General features: G+C 70.7%; 15 protein-coding genes. 7 read left to right on the forward strand and 8 right to left on the reverse strand.

Annotated elements, in window-relative coordinates:
• Positions 1–309: 309 nt before the first annotated feature.
• Entirely contained in the window at positions 310–2,034 is a 1,725-nt protein-coding gene (locus ACFU7D_RS19540; protein ID WP_378870172.1) for a gamma-glutamyltransferase family protein, read from the reverse strand.
• Between the two features lie 132 nt (positions 2,035–2,166).
• Between ACFU7D_RS19540 and ACFU7D_RS19545 the strand changes: the two genes are divergently transcribed.
• A complete protein-coding gene (locus ACFU7D_RS19545; RefSeq protein ID WP_378870145.1) occupies positions 2,167–3,288 on the forward strand; it encodes a calcium:proton antiporter in 1,122 nt (373 codons plus the stop codon).
• Between the two features lie 4 nt (positions 3,289–3,292).
• Here ACFU7D_RS19545 and ACFU7D_RS19550 read toward each other — a convergent pair whose 3' ends face one another.
• Genes ACFU7D_RS19550 through ACFU7D_RS19560 form a run of 3 tightly spaced genes read right to left on the reverse strand, consistent with a single transcriptional unit; the run spans position 3,293 to position 8,822 of the window.
• Positions 3,293–6,652, reverse strand: coding sequence for an ATP-binding protein (locus ACFU7D_RS19550; RefSeq protein ID WP_378870175.1), 3,360 nt, complete (start codon positions 6,650–6,652; stop codon positions 3,293–3,295).
• 2 nt (positions 6,653–6,654) lie between these two features.
• Entirely contained in the window at positions 6,655–7,317 is a 663-nt protein-coding gene (locus ACFU7D_RS19555; RefSeq protein WP_378870148.1) for a DUF4194 domain-containing protein, read from the reverse strand.
• Positions 7,314–8,822: a DUF3375 domain-containing protein gene (locus ACFU7D_RS19560; RefSeq protein ID WP_378870150.1), complete on the reverse strand. Its 1,509-nt coding sequence runs from the start codon at positions 8,820–8,822 to the stop codon at positions 7,314–7,316. The genes ACFU7D_RS19555 and ACFU7D_RS19560 overlap by 4 nt, the downstream gene beginning before the upstream one ends.
• 99 nt (positions 8,823–8,921) lie before the next feature.
• On the opposite strand from ACFU7D_RS19560, the gene ACFU7D_RS19565 reads away from it, so the two are divergent.
• On the forward strand, positions 8,922–10,100 hold the full coding sequence (locus tag ACFU7D_RS19565; RefSeq protein ID WP_378870152.1) for an Ig-like domain-containing protein: 1,179 nt from the start codon (positions 8,922–8,924) through the stop codon (positions 10,098–10,100).
• Positions 10,101–10,182: 82 nt separating this feature from the next.
• Here the strand turns inward: ACFU7D_RS19565 and ACFU7D_RS19570 are convergent, their stop codons facing one another.
• Positions 10,183–10,824 carry a TetR/AcrR family transcriptional regulator gene (locus ACFU7D_RS19570; RefSeq protein WP_378870155.1) on the reverse strand — a complete coding sequence of 214 codons (642 nt, stop codon included), beginning with the start codon at positions 10,822–10,824 and terminating at the stop codon, positions 10,183–10,185.
• A 398-nt stretch (positions 10,825–11,222) separates the two neighbouring features.
• Between ACFU7D_RS19570 and ACFU7D_RS19575 the strand changes: the two genes are divergently transcribed.
• Positions 11,223–12,434, forward strand: coding sequence for a helix-turn-helix domain-containing protein (locus tag ACFU7D_RS19575; RefSeq protein WP_378870158.1), 1,212 nt, complete (start codon positions 11,223–11,225; stop codon positions 12,432–12,434).
• A gap of 13 nt (positions 12,435–12,447) precedes the next feature.
• Here the strand turns inward: ACFU7D_RS19575 and ACFU7D_RS19580 are convergent, their stop codons facing one another.
• The 3 genes from ACFU7D_RS19580 to ACFU7D_RS19590 are packed head-to-tail and all read right to left on the reverse strand — an operon-like array spanning position 12,448 to position 15,261.
• Positions 12,448–13,101: a YdcF family protein gene (locus ACFU7D_RS19580; RefSeq protein ID WP_378870161.1), complete on the reverse strand. Its 654-nt coding sequence runs from the start codon at positions 13,099–13,101 to the stop codon at positions 12,448–12,450.
• Between the two features lie 34 nt (positions 13,102–13,135).
• The gene (locus tag ACFU7D_RS19585; RefSeq protein ID WP_378870163.1) at positions 13,136–13,570 is read right to left on the reverse strand and encodes an SRPBCC family protein; all 435 of its coding nucleotides are present in this window, start codon (positions 13,568–13,570) and stop codon (positions 13,136–13,138) included.
• Between the two features lie 14 nt (positions 13,571–13,584).
• A complete protein-coding gene (locus ACFU7D_RS19590; RefSeq protein ID WP_378870165.1) occupies positions 13,585–15,261 on the reverse strand; it encodes a phosphoenolpyruvate--protein phosphotransferase in 1,677 nt (558 codons plus the stop codon).
• Between the two features lie 122 nt (positions 15,262–15,383).
• Here ACFU7D_RS19590 and ACFU7D_RS19595 point away from each other — a divergent pair, with 122 nt between their 5' ends.
• From ACFU7D_RS19595 to ACFU7D_RS19610, 4 genes are read left to right on the forward strand one after another with little or no spacing between them, the layout of a single operon-like run.
• Positions 15,384–16,151 carry a DeoR/GlpR family DNA-binding transcription regulator gene (locus ACFU7D_RS19595; RefSeq protein WP_378732428.1) on the forward strand — a complete coding sequence of 256 codons (768 nt, stop codon included), beginning with the start codon at positions 15,384–15,386 and terminating at the stop codon, positions 16,149–16,151.
• Positions 16,148–17,101: a 1-phosphofructokinase family hexose kinase gene (locus ACFU7D_RS19600; protein ID WP_378870167.1), complete on the forward strand. Its 954-nt coding sequence runs from the start codon at positions 16,148–16,150 to the stop codon at positions 17,099–17,101. The genes ACFU7D_RS19595 and ACFU7D_RS19600 overlap by 4 nt, the downstream gene beginning before the upstream one ends.
• A complete protein-coding gene (locus ACFU7D_RS19605) occupies positions 17,098–19,152 on the forward strand; it encodes a fructose-specific PTS transporter subunit EIIC (RefSeq protein WP_378870177.1) in 2,055 nt (684 codons plus the stop codon). Before ACFU7D_RS19600 ends, ACFU7D_RS19605 begins: the two co-directional genes overlap by 4 nt.
• Before the next feature lie 37 nt (positions 19,153–19,189).
• Complete coding sequence (locus ACFU7D_RS19610) at positions 19,190–19,447, forward strand: HPr family phosphocarrier protein (RefSeq protein ID WP_378870169.1); 258 nt, start codon at positions 19,190–19,192, stop codon at positions 19,445–19,447.
• The last annotated feature ends 244 nt before the right edge of the window (positions 19,448–19,691 follow it).

The raw sequence follows: 19,691 nt of genomic DNA on the forward strand, positions 1-19,691 counted from the left end.
CCGAGTCAAGGACCGCGAAAGCGGCCGGCGAAGCCGGCGCCCGAAGGGCGTCCTTGACGCGGCACGTGATCGAGAAACACTCAAAGAACGGGTCGGCGGCGAACCCTGAAACGAAACACAGTCGCCAACCGAGCCTCCCCCAACCAGAAGCAACCGTGTTGGTCTCGACACGCCTCCGCCTAGCGGCTCCGGCGGCTCGACCAGCGGAGAAGCCCCAGCGGCTCCGGCGGCTCGACCAGCGGAGAAGCCCCAGCGGCTCCGATGGCTCGACCAGCGGGGAAAGCCCAGCGGCCACACCAACAGGAACCGTCAGCGCCCGACAGCGTAACCCTGAGCACCCCGAGCATTCGCAGCAGCAGAAAGCGTGCCGGTCCCCGGATCACGACTGACCGCAGAGAGCCGCCCAAGAGACCAGTCGCCACTCAGCTCGACAACATGACCCCGACGCCGCAGCCCATCGACGACAGAAGCACCGAGACGATCTTCGAGCACCGCACCCCCAGGGGTCCAGGTCCGCGGCCAGAAGGACCCAGGGAAGGAGGTTGAGTGGAGCGCGGGAGCGTCGATGGCCTCCTGCGGCGAGTAGCCGCCGACGATCGTTCGCAGCAGGTAGAGCAGCTGCCACTGGTCCTGCTGGTCGCCTCCGGGGGAACCGACGGCGGTGACGGCGTGACCCTCACGCAGGACGAGTGTGGGAGTGAGGGTCGTGCGCGGTCGGCGGCCAGGAACCAGGGTGGAGGGCAGCCCCGGCTCGAGCCAGGTCATCTGCAGCCGGGTGCCGAGGCAGAAGCCGAGCTCGGGGATCGTCGGCGACGACTGCAGCCAGCCACCCGAGGGGGTGACCGCGATCATGTTGCCCCAGCGGTCGGCGACGTCGATGTGGCAGGTGTCGCCGCGGGTCACACCCTCGCGCGAGACGGTCGGCTCCCCCACACCGGAGGCGGCTGCGGCCGGGTCGTAGGTCTCGCGCAGCGGCGGGAAGGTCGCCGCACCCAGCCCTGGCCTGACCTCGGCCGAGGCGACATCGGTGATCAGAGGGCGCCGGCCGGCGGCGTACTTCTGGGAGAGGAGGGTCTCGATCGTCGCCGGGTCGGCGCCGTCGCCGTAGTGGGCGTCGCGGTCGGCGAAGGCGAGCTTGGTCGCCTCCAGGATCGTGTGTGCTCCGTCGGGGTTGCTCGGGTCGAGCAGCGCGTCGTCGAGCGGCTCGAGCAGGTTGAGGGTCTGCAGCAGCACCGGCCCCTGCGTCCACGGCCCGGCCTTCGCGATCGTGTGGCCCCGGAAATCCGTCGTCACCGGCTTTTCGTACGCAGCCGAGAACCCGGCCATGTCGGCCGCCGTGATCACCCCGGAATGATCGGTTCCGGAGGAGTGGCGGTGGGGGGTGCGTACGAACTGCTCGATCGCCTCGGCGACGAAGCCGCGCCCCCACGCGGCCCGGGCCGCGTCGATGCGCTCCTCACGGGTCGCGGCACCATCACCGGCGGCCACGAGGCGATCGAGCACGGCGGCGTAGGCCTCGTTGCGGACCATCGTGTCCGGCTCCGGCAGCTCGCCGTCGACGAGCCAGTGGGCGGCCGAGGTGGGCCAGTGGTCGCGGAACAGGTCGGCGACGGCGGCGATCGTGGAGACGGCCCGGCCCAGGATCGGGTGGCCGTTGCGGGCGTAGTCGATGGCGTAGGCGAGCACCTCGCCCAGCTCCCAGGTGCCGTGGTCTCGCAGCAGCATCAGCCAGGCCTCGACCGCGCCCGGCACGGCGGCGGCGAGCGCGCCCGAACCCGGGACCAGCTCGAGCCCCTCGGCGCGCATGTGCTCGACCGATGCCGCCGCGGGCGCCGGCCCCTGGCCCATCAGCACCGTCGGCGCACCGTCGGCAGGAGCGAAGATCCCGACCAGGTCACCGCCCGGCCCGTTGAGGTGGGGTTCGACCACGTGCAGCACGAACCCACCCGCGACCACGGCGTCGAAGGCGTTGCCGCCGCGCTCGAGCACCGCCTGCGCGGCACCGCTGGCCAGCCAGTGCGTGGAGCCGACCATGCCGAACCTCCCCAGCAGATCGGGACGGGTCTTGAACGCGGCGGGAGGGGTGTAGGCGGAAGGCACACCCTCAGGTTACGAGCGCGTGTCGGGCATCATGTCCGCGGCCCGGTGCCGGGATAGGGTCGCCCCATGAGCGCACCAGCGGTACGGGGCCGCCTGCAGTGGTCAGTGGTTGTGCCGATCCTCGCCGTGGTGGTGCTGGTGTTCTCGTGGCTCCGCCACGACCACTGGACGATCCTGGCCGTGGTGGCGGCGGTGCTGATCGGTGCCGTGCTGAGCGCGGTCCATCACGCCGAGGTCGTCGCCCACAAGGTCGGCGAACCGTTCGGGTCGCTGATCCTCGCGGTCGCCGTGACGGTGATCGAGGTCGGGCTGATCGTGATGCTGATGACCAGCGGGGGCGACAACACCAGCACCTACGCCCGCGACACCGTCTTCGCGGCGGTGATGATCACCCTCAACGGCATCGTCGGGCTCTCGCTCATGGTCGGTGCCCTCAAGCACGGGCTGGTCAGCTTCAACGCCGCGGGCACCGGCTCGGCGGTCGCCACCGTCATCGCCCTGGCCGGTCTCACGCTGGTGCTGCCGACGTTCACGACGTCGGCGCAGGGCCCGCAGTACTCACCGTCTCAGCTCGCCTTCGCCGCCATCGCCTCGCTGGCGCTCTACGTCGCCTTCCTCTTCACCCAGACGGTCCGCCACCGCGACTTCTTCCTCCCCGTCACCAGCGACGAGCACGGCCGGATGACCGGGCTGGTCGACCTCGACGACGACGGCCACGCCGACCCGCCGTCGACCCGTGAGGCCGGCCTCAGCCTGGCCCTGCTCCTGGTCTCCCTCATCTCCGTGGTCGGCCTCGCGAAGGTCCTCTCCCCCACGATCGAGAGCACCGTCAAGAGCCTCGGATTCCCCTACGCCGTCGTGGGCGTCGTGATCGCCCTCCTCGTCCTCGCCCCCGAGTCGATCGCGGCGGTACGCAACGCCTCCCGCGACCGGGTGCAGGTCAGCCTCAACCTCGCCTACGGCTCGGCGATGGCCTCGATCGGTCTGACCATCCCTACGATCGCGGTCGCGATGATCTGGCTCAGCGGCCCCCTCGAGCTCGGCCTCGCGCCCACCCAGATCGTGCTGCTGGTGATCACCGTCTTCGTCACCGGTCTCACCGTCGTCCAGGGCCGCGTCTACGCCCTGCAGGGCTTCGTCCACCTGGTCCTGCTGGCGGCATTCCTGTTCCTCTCGATGCAGCCCTAGCCGGTCACGAGGCCGGGACCTCCTCGAGACCCACTTCGAGTTTCGGGAACGAGTGGCCCTCGGCGTCCTTGAGCACCGTGTATTGCACGTCGACGTGGGGCTCGATGGCGCTGTGCTTGTCGTTGGGGGCGCCGATGACGAGCTGGAAACCGAGGCCTCGCCAGGCACCGATCGCGCGGCCGGTGAATCGGGCATCCGCCTTGATCAGCGCCTCGTCGAGGAAGACCGGTGCGTAGCGCGGCCGGTCGGCGCCGGCGTCGCCGAGCTGGTAGCGCAGCGCCGCGCCGACGATGAAGGCGACCAGCTCCTGCGACTCGCCGCCGGACTTCTCGCCGATGTGGTCGTAGAGGGCGACGTGCTCACCGCTGTCGGCGGTGACCTTCTCGGCGCTGACCCGAACGTGGTTGCGTACGTCGATCAGGTCGGCGAAGTCGGGTGCCGTGCGGCGCATGCGGTCGATGAGCCGCGACATCCGGTTGTAGGCCTGCTCCCGGGTGTCGTTGGCCGAGGCCTTCTCGATCAGGTCGCGCACCGCGCGGAGCTCCTTGCGGAAGCGGCCGCGCACCGCCGACTGGCCCTCCTGGGTGTCGATCCGCAGCCGGTGGCCGTCGTCGTTGAACGGCAGCCCGGCGAGGATCTGGTTGATCGGGTCGATCCGGTCACGGATCTCACGCACGGCCCGCGACAGGGTCGAGTCGAGGTTGGTCAGGTCGTTGCCCGACAGCTTGAGCAGGGAGTCGCGCCACTCGACCTCCAGCTCGTGCAGGCCGCTGGTCTGCAGCTCGTCGAGGAGACGGTCGAAGTCGGCGTAGGAGGCATCGGGGTCGGTGTGGAGGTTGGGGTTGGGCCAGCGCTCGAGGAACGCCTCGAAGGTCTGCCGCACCTGGGCACGGGCTGCCCCGATCGTCTCCTGGGCAGCGGCGCGGTCGGTGTCGAGGCTCTCGCCCGCCCGGGCGAAGACGGCATCGAGCTCGGCGAGCGCGTCCTCGCGCCGGCCGGCATCCTCGCCGCCGGCCGCCTTGAAGAGCTGCTCGAGATAGTCGGCTTGAGCCGAGGCGACCTCGGTGCCCGACGCAGCCGCGTCCTCCAGCGCGTCCTTGGCCCGGTCGACCTGCTCGACGACGTCGCTCCAGCGCTCGTCGAGGTCCTTGACGGTGCTCTTGGCAGCGCCGATGCCCTCGCGCAGCGAGTCGACCTTGGCGCGAGCGCTCTTCAGCCGCTCCTGGATGGTGGCGATCTCCGGGTTGTCGGCGGTGACCTCCTCGATCACCGCGGCCCACCGGTCGCGCTCCGCGGTGGCTCCGGCGATGTCGACCTGGTCCCACGTCAGCGCGGAGACCGCCTTGAAGGACGTACGCCGCAGGTCGAGCTCCTTGATGGCGCGCTCGGCCTCGCCGACCGCCACCTTCGCGGCCTCCGCGTCCGTGCGGGCGGTCTCGAGGAGCTCGGTGAGCTCGGCGACGCGGCGGGTGTTGGTGAAGCCGAGCACGTTGCCGCCGCCGTGGCCGCCGTGGGCGCCGCGGGTCCCCTGGGAGACCTGGCCGGTGACGGTCAGGGCCATCCGGTGCTGGCCGAGCAGCGCGGGCGTCTGGACGCAGACATAGCCGTGCCGCTCCGTCAGCCGCTTCTTGAGCCAGCCGGTGAACACGCCCCGGCGGTAGTCCAGGCGTCCCGGCAGGGTGCCCTCGTCGAGACGGTGCCCACCGTCCTTCAGGCCGGTCGGGACTGCCTCGTAGCGGATCCGCGTGCGCTGCCGCACCGACTCGATCGCCGCCCGGAAGGCGCCGACGTGAGCGGCGTCGACCAGCATCGTGGTCGCGAAGCCGCCCAGCGCCAGGTTGAACGCCTCGCGCCAGGCCTCATGCTCGGTGCGTACCTCGACCAGCTCGCCGACGAACGGCATCTCCGCCGGGCTGAGCCCGGCCGCCTCGGCCAGCACCGCACGCGCCGCACGCAGCGGCTCGGGGATGTTGTTCTTCGTCTTCTCGGCATCGGCGAGATCGCCCTCGAGCCGGCCCACCTGGCCGATTGCATCGGTCTCGGCCGAGCGAGCCGCTGCGTAGGCGTTGAGGGCGGTCGTGCGGGCATCGTCATCGACCAGGGCCTCTTGCGCGCTCGCCCGGAGGCCCTCGAACTCGCCAGGGGTCGTGGCCACCGCCTCGAGGACCGCCAGCTCCTTGTCGAGCGTCTCGCGGGCGCGGCGTACGTTGTCCACCCGGGTCTCGGCGGACCTGATCTCGCGGGTGGCCTCCTCGAGGCGCCGGCCACCGGAGGCGGCGACCGTGACCGCGAGCCCGTCGCGCTCGGACTCGGCGGCGTCGATGAGCGCCTGCTTCTCGGCCACCGCCTTCTCCGCGGCGCTCTTGCGGGCGCTGAGGTCCGCCTCCAGCTCGCTGAGCAGGTCGACCCGCTTGCCGGCACGCCAGAGCCCGGCGGGGGTGGCTTCGTCGCCGAAGACACCGATCCCGTCGATCACCTCGAGCCTGGCGGCGGCGTCCTCGATCGCTGCCCGGTGCTCGCGGATCGGGGTCAGCGCACGCACCTGCTGCTGGGCGGTGACCATCCGGTCGCGGGTCGCGGAGAGCTCGTCGAAGTGGGCGACGACGCCGTCGGCGGTCGCCAGGGTCTCGGGCTCCTCGAGCACCATCTTCTTGTAGAGGTCGTCGACCGTGGTGATCTGCTGCCCCGCCTGGATCCTGCCCAGCAGGTTGACAGCCTTCTCCCCGTCTCCCGCGGCACCGATCCCGAGCGCGGAGTGGATCCGCGCGGTGAAGTCGCGGTCGGTGTCGATCGGGGTCAGGCCGACCTCGGAGACCGAGGTGCGCGTGAACCGGTGAGCGGCCGCCGGCTCCAGAGAACGTACGTCGAAACTCGCCTCGGCCACGGCACGGAGCTTGGTCACGTCGTCGAGGGTCTTGGCGGACGCGGGAACGTACCAGGCACGGACCGCGGTGAAGCGAGCGCCGGTCTGGTCCTCCCAGGTCATCGCGATCGCCGACCAGGTGTCGCGACCGTCGCCGCGCAGCACCCGGATCTTGGTGCCGTCGGCGGTCTTCGCCTCGTCGATCTTGCCGCGCGCGTAGGAGAGGATGTTGCGCTGGTCCTGGCCGCGCGGACGGCCCACGACCCCACCGTTGGAGGCACCGTTGAAGGGCGTCGTGTGCGGCATGATCAACGCGATGTAGGCGTCCATCAGGGTCGACTTGCCCGACCCGGACCCTCCGGTGAGCAGCGTCGCGGTCGGCGAGAAGCGCACCCGGTGGGCACCGTCGTAGCCGCCCCAGTTGACCAGCTGCAGCTCGCTCGCGACCCACTGCCGGCCGGTCGAGCGGGCGGGGATGAGGCCGAAGAGGCTGTCGATCATGTTCACTGCTGGTTCTCCTGCTCCTTCAGCCATGCCTTGAGCTCGGCGAGCTTCTCGACGCTCAGCACGATCTCGACGAGCGGCGTGATCCGGAAGCGGTCCTCGGACTCCTCCTCGATCAGCCCCTCGCGGGCGAGCCGCTCGACCGCCCGGCGGATCTCGCGGCGCGCGGCGGCGTCACCGCTGGCGACGTCGAAGTAGGTGAGCACGGTCTGCTCCAGCTCGTCGGCGTCCACCCGTGCGGAGTTCTCCCCCGCGCCTCGCTCGCGCTGGAAGACGGTGCGCAGGTGGACCAGCACGAGCGTCTCGGCACGTGAGTAGGCGTCGTCCTTGAGGAGCACCGGCACGTCCAGCTCCTCCGAGCGCACCTGCCGCTTGTAGGCGATGCCGCGGTCGTGGTCGACGACGAGCCGCACGAACAGGTCGTGGAGCCGCGACTCGATCACGGCCTGGTGGTCGAGCAGCGTACGCCACTGCCGCGGGCTCCGCTCCGCGGTGATGAACCGGCGGCGCAGCAGCTGGACCAGCACCCGGCGTATCTCGGCGTCGAGGACGCCGCGGTCGCCGACGAAGAGCTCGGTCGGGTCGTCCTCCATCGAGACGGGCTCGATGAAGCCTTCCGGCTCGCTGCCGTAGGCGACCGCCTCGGTCTCGGTCTCACTCAACGCCCATCCCCTTTGCCAGTCCCCTCACCGTCTGCCCTCATCCTCACCCCGCCGAACGCGAACCTCCGGCGCACCCCGTCCGCGCGGACCGCCTCGATCGTGGAGATCTCGCCCGTCTCGTCCATGCCGCGCCGGTGGGCGATCTCGAGCAGCCCGAGCAGGTCGACCGGTCGCCGGATCTCCTCCGGCGCGGCCGCGAAGACCTCGGCCACGTCGACCGGCCCGCCGGGACGAGCAGCCAGGTAGGCGTCCAGATGGGCCTCGATCGCCCGGTAGCCCGGGCCGCCCCAGGCCTTGGTGTCCTCGACCGCGCTCTCCACATCTCCCCAGTCGGCCAGCGGTGCCGGCGGCTCCGGTGGCCGCAGCTCGCCGACCGACTGACGCAGGTGAGCGAGGTCGGCGACGGGCAGCCGGCGCAGCGGCTCGACGGACTCGGCCGGCCGCGAGGACGGCATCCATGCCTGGAAGCCGACCATCACATCGCGCAGCAGGTCGTCGACCTGCCGGTCGCGGGCCGGGTCATGCGTACGCACCTGGGTGGTGATCACGTGGGATGCGGTCTGCTGGGCGGCCAGCACCTCGGCGACGCCCGTCTCGATCCGGCGTCCGACCGCGGCCAGCTCGGCCCGCTCGGGTGGACCCATCGCCTGCGTGAACCGGTGTCGCAGCACGGTGTGCAGGTTGGTCGCCAGCTCGTCGAGACGCCGTGGGTCACCGACCATCCGCAGCGCACCGGCGAACGCCTTGCCCTCCGGGGTGGAGGCCATCACGTCCTTGCCGCGCTGCAGGTACTCGCGCAGGACCTCGCCTGCCGGACGTACGTCCTGGCGCAGGTCGGTCACCACGTCACGCTGCATCGCCCGGATCGACTCGACCACCCGCGCGAAGTCGGCCGGAAGCTCACGGGTCAGATGGAGGATGTTCTCGGCCTGCTCCAGCAGGGTGTCGTCGTCGACGGCGTCGACCACGCCGGTGCGGTCCAGGCGCGCGATCTCGGCGCGGCGCTCGGAGATCTCCTCGGTCAGCCGCGCCACCCGGGTCAGCACGTCGGGGTCGGCGTCCAGGGCGAGCCGCTCGACCGCCTCCAGCAGCGTCCTGACCCGCGACTCCGAGACCCGCGCCCGCGACCCGCTCGCCCGTCCGGCGATCTCCAGGGCACCCACCGCGTGCGCGGAGAGCCGGTAGACCTCGTCCTCGCCCTCGATCTGGCGCAGCAGCCACCCGGCGCGCACCCACTGACGGCACAGCTCGCGCGCGGTGCCGACCGGGAGCATCGCCTCACCGCCCTCGCCCTCGCCATGGCCGGTGGCCCGCAGCCGCTCGAGCATGTCGCCGATCTCGGCGTGCGCGTCGGTCACGGGCACCGAGGAACGCTCGGAGGTGAAGGTCACCGAGAGCACCGCCACCACGAACGGCGCGAACCGCCCGTGCAGGAGGTCGAGCATCGGGTTCTTGAAGGCGGCCAGAGCCCCGGCGTACGCCGCCTCGACGCGAGTGTCACTCATCGGCAGATACCGTACGTGGCAGCACCGACAACACCACAACCTCCAGCACACGCGCGGACGTACCGAGAATTCGGTTGCCGCCTACCGCATAGTTATCCCATGCGGGTTCGTCCTCTTCCTGTCGTTGTGGCCGCGATGGCCCTGGTCGCTCTCTCCGGCTGCGCCGGCAATTCCGAGAGCCCGGGGTCCGCGGGGAAGGGCGAGTCGGCCAGCGCCTCGCCGTCGGCGAAGCCCCTCGCCGCCGAGATCTCCCCCGCCGACGGCGCCAAGGACGTCCCGGTCGACAAGCAGGTCACCGTGACCGCGACCGAGGGCGAGTTCACGAGCGTGAAGGTCGCCAAGCCCGACGGGCGCACCGTCCCCGGCTCGCTGTCGGAGGACAAGACGACGTGGACCGCCAACGACCTGCTCGACCCGGCGCTGCGCTACACGGTCACCGCCGCAGGTGAGACCGGCACGGTCACCAGCAGCTTCACCACCCGCTCGCTCTCCCTGGCCCAGCAGACCTTCGCCACGATCGTCCCCGTCGACAAGTCCGAGGTCGGCGTCGGGATGCCGGTCGCGGTCTACTTCGACATCCCGGTCAAGGACCACGCCTCCTTCGAGAAGCGGATGCACGTCACCTCCACCCCGGCCCAGACCGGCTCCTGGTACTGGGTCTCCGACACCGAGGCGCGCTACCGCCCGCAGCACTACTGGAAGCCCGGCACCACCATCAAGGTCGACCTCGACATCAACGGCGCCTCCGCCGGCGGGGACGTCTACGGCCAGCACAGCCGCAGCGCCACCTACAAGGTCGGCGACGCGCACGTCTTCAGAGTCAACGCCCGCACCCACCGGATGAAGGTCATCAGCAACGGCAAGGTGCTGCGTATCATCCCGGCGACCACCGGCAAGCCCGGCTTCACCACCCGCTCGGGGATCAAGGTCATCTCCGAGAAGCACCGGGTCAAGGAGATGCGCTCGGAGACGATCGGCATCTCCGACCAGGGCTCGAGCGACTACTACTCCCTCGACGACGTCGAGTACGCCATGCGCCTGACCAACTCGGGCGAGTTCATCCACGCCGCGCCGTGGTCGACCGGCTCCCAGGGCTACGCCAACGTCTCCCACGGCTGCACCGGCATCTCCACCGACAACGCCGCCTGGCTCTACGGCCTGGCCCGCATCGGCGACATCGTCGAGACCACCGGCACCGACCGGAAGATGGAGTGGGACAACGGCTTCGGCGACTGGAACCTGTCCTGGGCCGAGTACCAGAAGGGCTCCGCGCTCTAGCCTCGGACGCCCCTCACGGCCGAGTCGGCTCGTCATGACGGGCCGACTCGGCAACTTGCAGCGACCAGTTCATGGGTCGGGCCTATTCGAGAGCTCCGACCAGCTCAGCCACTCGTGCGGCCGCTGCGTCGATGCTTGCCTGATCGGCAAAACAGATCCGCAGACACAATGCGGCCACGATGGCTTCGATGGTTGGGGTGATCGAGTGCCCGTCGGAGCGCATCCCGATGACGACCTCCACCAGATGGAGCAGCAACGTTCCGAGGAGGTCGCTGTCCGGGGTCATCGCGACCCCGGAGCCGAAGGCGGCGACCTGTGTGCCCAGTCGTGCGTACGCAGCCCTTAGCTCCTCGCGCGCGGATCCGAACGGCTCAAAGACATCCCTGCGTTGCACCTCGGGCAGCCGGGTGAGCACGCCGGCGTTGCATGGAGCTTGAGCAAGCGTACGTACGTCGAGCACGACCAGCAGATACAACAGCACCTCGGGTGGGGCATCGGTCTCGGCTCCGAGGATCTCGATCTTCTCGATCCTGTCCAGCGTGGGCCGGATCGAGCGCTGGAGCAGCTCGCCGAGGATCTCTTCCTTGCCGGAAGGGAAGTGATAGTAGAGGCTCGATTGCCTGACCCCGACCGCCTCGGCGATGTCCCGTGTCGAGGTCGCTGAGAAGCCCCGGTCCACGAACAGACCCGCGACCACGTCAAGGATCTCCTCACGTGGCTCCATCCACGACCGTCGCCCGCCCGCAACCGGAGACACCAGCCGCGGACGGCCAACATGGCGCCGGGACCGCGAGTCGTCCGGGCCGGTCATCGTGCCATGCTCTTCGAGTTCAAGCGACGGAGTCCGTCTGGCACGGCTTGCAAGGGCGCAGGGTCGTTCAGCGAGCCCACCGGCAGGCTGCTGGCGGGATAGAAAGGCTGGCCCGCTGCGCGCTTGGACTGGGTCATCGCATCTCCTTGGCGTCTGTTCCGGTGGGTTGCGGACCGTCAACCGGCCCGATATCGACGTTAGGAGCACGACAGCCGAACGACCCGGAAGAAGTTTCCGGGGTCTGCGCCCCCTGCGGACCTCAGGTGCGGACGAGCAGCGGCTCTGCGTGTCAGGCTCGTCTTATGCGAGGAGTGACGACTCAGTTCACGGTCGGCGAGCGCATCGCCTGGTACCGACGCCGCCGCGGACTGTCCCAAGAGGTGCTCGCCGGACGAGTCGGCCGCACCTCCGACTGGCTGAGCAAGATCGAGAACGGCCGGATCGAACTGGACAGGCTTTCGGTTCTCCGCGTGCTCGCAGATGCCTTGGACACCACTCTCGCCGATCTGATCGCTGAGCCCTCGCTATTGAAGTGGACCGAGGACAGCGGACAGCACACCGTCGCGGCACTCAGGTCCGTCCTGATGGACTACCGCCCCGGCACCAAGTTCCTCAGCGGGCCGGCAACTGAGCCGGTCACCCTCGACGAGATCGTGACTCGGCTGGACGACGCCTGGACCGCCTACCAGGCGGCTCGCTTCGGCTACACCACGGTTCAACTCGCCACGCTCATCCCTGACGCCAAGAACGCCGTCGCCGCCTACGAAGGAGACGACAGCCGAGTCGCTTCCGGCAGGCTCGCACTCGCCTATCACCTCGCCGCGACGGTGCTCACCAAGCTTGGCGAGACGGATCTTGCATGGACTGCCTCCATCCGCGGCATGGAGGCGGCACGGCTGAGCGAGAACCCCGTCGTGATCGGATCGCTCCTGCGCTCGCTCTCTCACTCTCTCCAATCAGCTGGCGAGTATGCGGAGGCCGTCCGACTCACCCACGATGCGATCGAGTTCTTGGCCCCTTACATGGCCAAAGCGGGGCGTACGCTCACATCTATCTACGGCGTGGCGCTCCTCGCCGGTTCGATGGCAGCGGCTCGCGCCGATGATCGGCCGACCGTCCGTGACTTTCTCGACGGGGCATCGCGAGCAGCGTCTCGGCTGGGTAGCGACCACAATCTGATGTGGACGGCCTTCGGCCCGACCAACGTTGCCATCCACCGCGTCTCCACGTCCATGGAGCTCGGTGATCTTCAGGTGGCGCTCTCTCTCGGCCCGACGCTCGACACGAGCGCGGTCCCCACCGAGCGCCGCGTTCGACACGCGCTAGAGGTCTCCCGGGCCTTCAGCAGCGCCAATCAGCGCGACCAAGCCCTCGCGACCATCCTCGACGCCGAGCAGGTCGCGCCCGAGCAGGTCCGCTATCACTTCCTCAGCCGACATCTCGCGCAGACCTGGATCCGAACGCAACGAGGAAAGCCGTCCCATGAACTCGTCGGATTCGCTCAGCGCCTCGGCGTGGCTTGAACAGCAGAGGCCGTCAGACCGGCCCTGCCACCAGGCGGCTCGTGTAACCCGCGGCCACTAGGCGCGCGTATGCGGCCCTTGTCCTTTCATCAACGTCCTGCGGCGCGGCGAAGCCCTTCTCCGCGTACACCCACAGACGCTGGGTGTCTCCAACCAGCATGTCGAGCACGCGCTTCTCACTACCAATCGATGCGATGTACGGCTCCAACTCCTGGGTGCGCGCTGAACACACGATGTCCAGGTCGGGCCATTCCTTCTGGGCCGTCGCGTATGCACGACGCTGTTGGTACGGACGACAGATCAGCGTCCCGCTGACCACGCTGATCTTCTGATCGGCAAGCAGCTGACGGCTGTACGTGATGTTCTGGCCGGTGTTCCTCGCCCGAGGCTCAACAAGAATCGCGCTGCGCGGGACTCCGAGCTCCTCAGCGCGCTCAGCGAACTGGACCGCCTCACCCCGAGGAAAGTCCTTCATCGTCGTCGGCGCGTTCGCCCCCGTGAAGACGATCAGCGGGAAGCGACCAGCGTGAAAGAGCTCAGCGGCGTGATCAGCCACGCCGATATCGTGGCTCCCCAGGGCGATAGCCACGTCAGTCGTACGAGGATCGTCGTGGATCTGGTGGAAATCCCACAGGACGCGAGCGTCCTCAAGAACGGTCGGGGGCATCGGCTCAGTCTGACATGGGCACGCCGCTGAGTGCCTAACCCGCTTCCCCACGCACAACCAAGCCCTGACGACAGCCGAGCATCATCTGCCGGTGGTTCCAGGTCAGCATCGGCCGTAGGGCGACCGAGGCCAACCCGAGCAGGCCGCGTACGACGACCTCCTGCTCGAACACCATCCGGCTCCCGCGCGGAGCGGGGGTCAGGGTCCACCGGGCGAAGCCGTCCAGGTCGCCGTCGAGGCCGACCTCCAGCGTCGGCAGGTCCCGGTTGATCGCGTGCAGCACGATCTCCAGGTCGTAGGGCAGCGCCGAGCGGCACACCAGGAGCGCGTCGTCCTCCCCGAGCTTCACCACCGCCCGCACCTGCGGCCACCACTCGGGATAGCGCTCCAGGTCGACCAGGACGTCGCGCACCGCCGCGGTCGACATCGGCAGCTCCCAGGTCTCGGCGAACGCGTAGCGGGCGGGCATGAGCCCAGTGTGCATCACCCCAGGAGCGTCGCGACCGCCTCGCGACCCTCGGCGGGCGACAGCGCGCCGAGCGCGGCCTCGGCGGCTTCGTCGCACAGCGCGGCGGCGACGGATCCGAGGCGGGCGCCGACGGCGGGGACGGCGGCGGGGGCCATCGACAGCGAGGTGATGCCCAACCCGACGAGCACGGGGGCGAGCAGTGGGTCGGCGGCGGCCTCGCCGCAGATCCCGACGGGCTTGCCGGCCGTACGCCCTGCCTCGGCGGTGATCGCGATGAGCTGCAGCACCGCTGGCTGCCAGGGATCGGTGAGGTGGGCGAGGTCGGTGGCCAGCCGGTCCGCGGCCATGGCGTACTGGGTCAGGTCGTTGGTGCCGATGGAGAGGAAGTCGACCACCTCCAGCATCCGGTGGGCCAGCAACGCCGCCGCGGGCACCTCGACCATGACGCCCGGCTTGAGGCCGCGGGCACGGACCAGGGCGGCGAAGTCAGCGGCCTCCTGGACCGTGGCGACCATCGGCGCCATCACCCAGGTGTCGGCCCCGGTGCGCTCGGCGGCGATCGCGACGGCGTCGAGCTGACGCTCCAGCAGGCCGGGGTTGTCGGCGGCCAGCCGCAGGCCGCGGACGCCCAGCGCCGGGTTCTCCTCGCCCTCATGGGTCGCGAAGGCGATCGGCTTGTCCGAGCCCGCGTCCAGGGTGCGTACGACGACGTGGCCGCGGCCGGCGAAGGGGGCGAGCACCTCGGCGTAGACGTCGGCCTGCTCGGCCACGGTCGGCTCCTCGCGGCGGTCGAGGAAGCAGAGCTCGGTGCGGAAGAGGCCGACGCCCTCGACCTGGCCGGCGGCCGCGTCGCGCGCCGAGGAGCCGTCGGCGACGTTGGCGAGGAGCGCCACGGGGTGGCCGTCGGCGGTGCGCCCGGGGCCGGCCCAGGAGGCGACCGACTGACGCCGAGCCAGATCGGCCTCGGCGCGGGCGGCGGCGTCCGGGCCGGGCTCGAGGTCGACGATCCCGGCCTGCCCGTCGACCAGGACAGGGGTCCCGGCGGCGATCCCGGTCGCGCCGGCCACGCCGACCAGGCAGGGGATGCCGAGCTGGCGGGCGATGATCGCGGTATGGCTGGTGGGGCCACCTCGCTCGGTGACCAGCGCCACGACACGGGCGGGGTCGAGGGCGGCGGTGTCGGAGGGCGCCAGGTCGGCGGCCACCAGCACGCACGGCCGCTCGGGAACATCGACACCGGGCTCGGGCTCGCCGGCGAGATGGGCGAGGACCCGCCGTTCGATGTCGCGCAGGTCGGTGACCCGCTCGGCCATCAGGCCACCCATGCCGCTGAACAGCGTGGCGAACTGCTCCACCGCCGCCTCGACGGAGCCGACCAGTCCCTCCCCCGCACGCAGATGCTTCTCCACGGCGACGCGCAAACCCTTGTCCCGGGCCAGGCCGGCGCTCGCGCTCAGCACGGACGCGGCCGCTCCGGAGGCGGTCTCGGCCCGGCGGGCGTACCCGTCGGCGACATCGGTCGCGGCGGCTTCGAAGGCCACGAGGGCGTCCCCGGGCCGGTCGAAACCGCGTCGTTCGAGGGCCTCCAGCGCGGCGGGATCGACCTCGGTCCGCACCACGTGCACGGGCGCCAGCACGATCCCCGGGACCACCGGAGTGCCGGAGAGGACAGATGAGTGAGACGTGACCATGGCCACAAATATCTGCCCTGAACCCTTGACTAGTCAACACATTCGGGCATAAAACAACATATGTGGGCATTCACAACGCCGAAACCCACCCGAAACCACACTGATCTTTGAAGGAGGCCCGGATGTACGCCGAAGAGCGACAGATCGCGACGGCCCGTCTCGTCGCCGAGCGCGGGCGGATATCCGTGGCCGACATCGCTGAGCGGTTCGAGGTCACCACCGAGACCGTGCGGCGAGACCTCTCGACGCTGGAGCGACGGGGCCTGGTCCGCCGGGTCCACGGCGGCGCGGTGCCGGTGGAGACCATGGCCGTGCTCGAGTCAGCGCTCGGCGAGCGGGAGCAGACCTACACGGCCCAGAAGGACCGCATCGCCCAGGCCGCTCTCGCGCTTCTCCCTGCCGCCGGCGGCACCATCGCCATCGACGCCGGCACGACGACCAGCAGGTTCGCCCACGCGCTCCCCCGCGACCACCAGCTCACGGTCGTGACCCACGCGGTCCCGGTGGCAGCACAGCTGGCCGGCAGCGCTCAGATCGAGCTCCACCTGCTGCCCGGTCGCGTCCGGCCGGCCACCCAGGCCGCGGTCGGCGCGGAGACCGTGGACGCGCTGAGCCGGCTGCGGGTCGACGTCACCTTCGTGGCCACCAACGGGCTGACGCTGGCCCACGGCCTGTCCACCCCCGACCACGAGGAGGCAGCGACGAAACGAGCGCTGGTCAACGCCGCCCGCCGGGTCGTGTGCCTGACCGACTCCAGCAAGATCGGCGTCGAGACCACGCTGCGCTTCGCCGCGCTGGGCAACGTCGACGTGCTCGTCACCGACAGCGACATCGACGACGACGTCGCCGACGAGCTCCGCGAGAGCGGCCTCGAGGTGTTGATCGCATGATCGTCACCCTGACCGCCAACCCGAGCATCGACCACACCGTGATGCTCGCCAGCCCGCTGCGCCGCGGCGAGGTGCTGCGCGCCCGGGGCACCAGCTCGCAGCCCGGCGGCAAGGGCGTGAACATCTCCGGAGCGGCGTACGCAGCGGGCGTTCCCACCCGTGCCGTGCTCCCCTGCCCCGACCTCGACCCGATGGTCGCCGAGCTGCGCGCCTCGGGGCTCGACGTGGTCACCGTCGGGCCCGCCGGCCGGCCGCGGATCAACACCACCGTCACCGAGCCCGACGGCACAACGACCAAGCTCAACGGCCCGGGCGCCACCGCCACCCCGGCACTGCTCGACGCCCTCGCCGCCCGGCTCGTCAAGGAGGCCGAGCGGGCCAGCTGGGTCGTCCTCGCCGGATCACTGCCGCCCGGAGCCCCGTCCGGCTGGTACGCCGAGGTCGTGAGCGCGCTCCGCTCCACCGGCGTCCACATCGCCGTCGACACCAGCGAGGCACCTCTCGAGGCGCTCGCCGCGGGGCTCCCGTCCGGCGCACCCGACCTGCTCAAGCCCAACGCCGAGGAGCTGGCCTCCATCACCGGTTCCGACTCCCTCGAGGACCCGGCCGCCGCAGCGGCGGCGGCCCGGACCCTGGTCGACCGCGGCGTCACCGCCGTGCTCGCGACCCTCGGTGAGAGCGGCGCCGTCCTAGTCTCCGAGGAAGGTTCCTGGCACGCCACCCCACCGCCCACCGAGGTCGTCAGCACGGTCGGCGCCGGGGACAGCTCGCTGTTCGGCTACCTCCTCGCCGACCTGCGCGGACTCTCCGCCACTGAACGTCTCGCGCTCGCCGTCGCGTACGGCAGTGCAGCCGCCGGCCTCCCCGGCACCACCCTCCCCACCCCACCCCAGGTCCGCGCCGACCTCGTCACGGTTCGCGACCTCGATCCCATCACCGGAGGACTCTGATGTCCGCACTCACCGCCCCCGAGCTCGTGGCCCTCGACGCCGATCTCGGACCCGACAAGCACGACGTCATCCGTGCCCTGGCCCAGCGCGCGGCCGACTCCGGCCGAGCCACCGACCTCGACGCACTCGTCGCCGATGCGTTCGCCCGCGAGGAGGTCTCCGCGACCGGCCTCCCCGGCGGCCTGGCGATCCCCCACTGCCGTACGTCCGGGGTCGACGAGCCCGTGGTCGCCTTCGCCCGGCTCTCACCTCCGGTCGACTTCGGCGCCAAGGACGGCCCGGCCGACCTCGCCTTCCTGATCGGGGCGCCCGCGGGCGGCGACGCCACCCATCTGACCATCCTGACCAAGCTGGCCCGTGCCCTGGCCCGTCCCGAGTTCGGCCAGACCCTGCGCGAGACCGACTCGGCCGAGGAGGCTGCCCGGACCGTTCTCGACGCGGTCGGCGACGTACCCGCCCCGGCCCGGAGCGCGGCACCGGAGCCTGCCCCGGCTGCGGCGGAGAAGCGCTCCCTGGTCGCGGTGACCGCCTGCCCGACCGGCATCGCCCACACCTACATGGCCGCCGAGGCGCTCCAGGCCGCAGCCGCACGGGCCGGCGTGGAGATCGCGGTCGAGACCCAGGGCTCGGCCGGGGCGACACCGTTGCCCGCCGAGACCATCGCGAAGGCCGACGCCGCCATCTTCGCCGTCGACGTCGGTGTCCGCGACCGGAGCCGCTTCGCCGACAAGCCGCTGGTCTCCTCCGGCGTGAAGCGTCCGATCGACGACGCCGACGCGATGATCGCCGAGGCGCTCGCCGCCGCCGAGGACCCGAACGCCGCCCGCGTGGCGTCCGACAGGGGCGACTCGTCGCACTCCGCCGAGACCGCCTCGGAGAGCTGGGGCGGACGGACCCGTCGGGTCCTGATGACCGGCGTCTCCTACATGATCCCGTTCGTCGCCGCCGGCGGCCTGCTGATCGCGCTGAGCTTCCTGCTCGGCGGCTACGACATCACCGACGTCTACGGCGCGGTCATGGTCGACAACACGCTGACCAACCTGCCCGACGTCCAGGCTCTCGGTCTCGAGCACGCCCTCTTCGACAGCGGCCTCGCCGTCTATCTGGGCGCGCTGTTCTTCGTCATCGGCAAGACCGCGTTCATGCTGTTCATCCCGGCGTTGGCCGGCTACATCGCGTACGCCATCGCCGACCGCCCCGGCATCGCCCCGGGCTTCATCATGGGGGCGCTGGCCGCCAACCTGTTCGGTGTGCTCAACGCCGACGGCGTCGCGGCACCCGCGACCGGCTTCCTCGGCGCGATCGCAGGCGGGGTCCTCGCCGGCGTGATCGCCCACTGGGTCAGCGGGTGGCGCGTCCCGAGCTGGGCGCGGGGCCTGATGCCCGTGCTGGTCATCCCGCTGGTGACCTCGATCCTGGCCGGCCTGGTGATGATCATCGTGCTCGGCAAGCCGATCAACTGGCTGATGGAGCGGCTCACCGACGGGCTCGCCGCCCTGGACGGCACCAGTGCCGTCGCGCTCGGCGCCGTGCTCGGCCTGATGATGGCCTTCGACATGGGGGGCCCGCTCAACAAGGTCGCCTACAGCTTCGCCGCCACCGGCGTCGGTGCCGCCTCGCTCGCCGCCGACTCCCCCGAGCTGCGGATCATGGCCGCTGTCATGCTCGCCGGCATGGTCCCGCCGATCGCGCTGGCGCTGGCCACCGTCGTACGTCCCCAGCTCTTCACCCCCGCAGAACACGAGAACGGCAAGGCTGGGTGGCTGCTCGGCGCGTCGTTCATCACCGAGGGAGCCATCCCCTTCGCCGCCGGCGACCCGATGCGCGTCATCCCGGCGATCATGGTCGGCAGTGCCGTGACCGGTGGACTCTCCCAGCTCTTCGACGTCGGCGTCCGCGCACCGCACGGCGGCATCTTCGTCCTCTTCGCAGTCACCAACGTGCTCGGCTACCTGATCGCGCTGGCCGCCGGCGTGATCGTCGGCGCCGGCATGGTGATCGCGCTCAAGTCCCTCGGCCGCGCTCCGGTCCCGGCCGCCGCGGCCGGCTGACCCGCCAACACATCCCGCAACCCACCGAAGGAGCATCATGCCCACCCAGACCGTCACCGTCGGCTCCGCCGTCGGCCTGCACGCCCGTCCCGCCGCGATCATCTCCGAGAAGGTCGACGAGCTCGGCGCCGAGATCACGCTCGCCGTCCCGGGCGGCGAGCCGGTCGACGCGGCCTCGTCCCTGCTGATCATGACCCTCGGCGCCGCCAACGGCGACAAGGTCGAGGTCACCGGCCCCGACCAGGCTGCGGTCGAGACCATCGCCGCCCTCGTCGCGCAGGATCTCGACGCCTGAGCGAGGCGTCGCCCCCGTCGGGCGAGGAGTCACCCCCGTCGGGCGAGTTGGCGCGTACGTACCATCTCGGCCAACCTACCTGACGCCTCGGCCAGGGGTGTGCCAGCCCGCAGCACCGCTCTCGACGGCTCGGTCGTCCGATGCTGACCGAGTTACCTCGGTCGAGTCGCACTGCCTTCGCGGAGTTCCCCGAAGGCAGTGACCGTTCACCGAGGTAACTCGGTCAGCATCTCCCCGCGACGCG

The sequence above is a fragment of the Nocardioides sp. NPDC057577 genome (genome assembly GCF_042801335.1).
Classification (GTDB): domain Bacteria; phylum Actinomycetota; class Actinomycetes; order Propionibacteriales; family Nocardioidaceae; genus Nocardioides.

What these genes read in the sequence shown, in the direction of transcription:
- ACFU7D_RS19540 (WP_378870172.1), bottom strand. Translation starts at nt 2,034, where the DNA reads ATGGTCGGCTCCACGCACTGGCTGGCCAGCGGTGCCGCGCAGGCGGTG.
- ACFU7D_RS19545 (WP_378870145.1), top strand. Translation starts at nt 2,167, where the DNA reads ATGAGCGCACCAGCGGTACGGGGCCGCCTGCAGTGGTCAGTGGTTGTG.
- ACFU7D_RS19550 (WP_378870175.1), bottom strand. Translation starts at nt 6,652, where the DNA reads ATGATCGACAGCCTCTTCGGCCTCATCCCCGCCCGCTCGACCGGCCGG.
- ACFU7D_RS19560 (WP_378870150.1), bottom strand. Translation starts at nt 8,822, where the DNA reads ATGAGTGACACTCGCGTCGAGGCGGCGTACGCCGGGGCTCTGGCCGCC.
- ACFU7D_RS19565 (WP_378870152.1), top strand. Translation starts at nt 8,922, where the DNA reads ATGCGGGTTCGTCCTCTTCCTGTCGTTGTGGCCGCGATGGCCCTGGTC.
- ACFU7D_RS19570 (WP_378870155.1), bottom strand. Translation starts at nt 10,824, where the DNA reads ATGGAGCCACGTGAGGAGATCCTTGACGTGGTCGCGGGTCTGTTCGTG.
- ACFU7D_RS19580 (WP_378870161.1), bottom strand. Translation starts at nt 13,101, where the DNA reads ATGCCCCCGACCGTTCTTGAGGACGCTCGCGTCCTGTGGGATTTCCAC.
- ACFU7D_RS19585 (WP_378870163.1), bottom strand. Translation starts at nt 13,570, where the DNA reads ATGCCCGCCCGCTACGCGTTCGCCGAGACCTGGGAGCTGCCGATGTCG.
- ACFU7D_RS19590 (WP_378870165.1), bottom strand. Translation starts at nt 15,261, where the DNA reads ATGGTCACGTCTCACTCATCTGTCCTCTCCGGCACTCCGGTGGTCCCG.
- ACFU7D_RS19595 (WP_378732428.1), top strand. Translation starts at nt 15,384, where the DNA reads ATGTACGCCGAAGAGCGACAGATCGCGACGGCCCGTCTCGTCGCCGAG.
- ACFU7D_RS19600 (WP_378870167.1), top strand. Translation starts at nt 16,148, where the DNA reads ATGATCGTCACCCTGACCGCCAACCCGAGCATCGACCACACCGTGATG.
- ACFU7D_RS19610 (WP_378870169.1), top strand. Translation starts at nt 19,190, where the DNA reads ATGCCCACCCAGACCGTCACCGTCGGCTCCGCCGTCGGCCTGCACGCC.